Genomic DNA, 1,068 nt, shown 5'->3' with positions numbered 1-1,068 from the left:
GTAACTTAGCTGCTTCGTAAGGTGTCCGGACTTCAATCGCCCGTTTAACTTGATTAAATTCGGTATCAGTTAAAGGGTTTCCCTGCAATTTAGCATAGTTATTGTTATTTAATTTATCGCGAAAATTAGTCCATAATTGATCCGGGGTCGCACCATACAGGTCTCTTCGTTCCACCCATTGATTGCTTCCAGTCGTTAAGGTTTTAACAACTTCTTTTTCAAACGACAACTCCAACATGAAAACAGTCCTTCCCCCTCTTTTAAATGACTCACTAGTTTATTATACGCGAACAGATTGGCGTTTAGGCTTCATAATACAAATAGCCAGGATACAATAAGGTTGAAATAGATAGACAGCTAAAAAAATAAGAAACTAATATTGGACTACCTATTAAATTCAAAAGATCTGTTCCAATAAAATTATTATGATCCTCATAACGCAAATTTAAAAATACATTTTGTGATATTCTTGTTAGTGTAGGAATAGCATGACTGGCACTAAAAGGATCATTGCAAAGTGCAATTAAAACACGGACAGATACCTCACAACGTTGGATAGCCGAACTATTCTTTAGTTGATTAGACAAATATCAATGGTTTTGGAAAAGCTGTGAACGTAAACTGCAATAGCAGTCTTCAAATGGTTGTGCTGGCGTACTTGAAGATGGTCCTCAAAAGATACTAGACAGGTTCTTAGTAAGACACAGGATTTGTAGACAGCTTTTATAATTAATATGGTTGACAAAGTTAGGAGCCCTTCAATTGATTAATAAAGTAGACTTACCAGCTGATAGATTTGAAAATCCTTCTTTAGAGAATTTAAAAGCTAAAAATTTTATTTTTGGTAAAAATGGAACAGGGAAAACATCGATTAGTCATGCAATTTTAAAACAATATAATGATCAGTTCGATATTCATCTATTTGAAGGTTTTAATTCAGTTGTTGGAGATAATCATATATTGGATGCCATTTATTTGGGGACTAGAAATGCTAGTGTACAACCATTAATTGAAGCTACCCAAAAAGAATTAGTGGAAATAAATAAAGATTTAGAGCCCTTAGATGAC

The 1,068-nt window shown here is 33.9% G+C and carries 1 protein-coding gene and 2 pseudogenes; 2 read left to right on the top strand and 1 reads right to left on the bottom strand.

Going from position 1 to position 1,068, the window contains the following annotated elements; genetic code table 11:
• Positions 1-238, bottom strand: a pseudogene (locus FHL06_RS13850) (type I restriction endonuclease subunit R); the annotation flags it as partial.
• Positions 239-546: 308 nt separating this feature from the next.
• Here FHL06_RS13850 and FHL06_RS14850 point away from each other — a divergent pair.
• Together FHL06_RS14850 and FHL06_RS13845 are read left to right on the top strand one after the other, a co-directional pair.
• Positions 547-685 (top strand): annotated as a pseudogene (locus FHL06_RS14850) (IS5/IS1182 family transposase); the annotation flags it as partial.
• A 77-nt stretch (positions 686-762) separates the two neighbouring features.
• A partial coding sequence (locus FHL06_RS13845) for an AAA family ATPase (RefSeq protein WP_192918027.1) occupies positions 763-1,068 on the top strand: 306 nt, incomplete at its 3' end.

This window comes from Companilactobacillus halodurans, assembly GCF_009600985.1.
GTDB lineage: Bacteria > Bacillota > Bacilli > Lactobacillales > Lactobacillaceae > Companilactobacillus > Companilactobacillus halodurans.
This window is presented reverse-complemented; position numbering and strand designations above follow the sequence as displayed.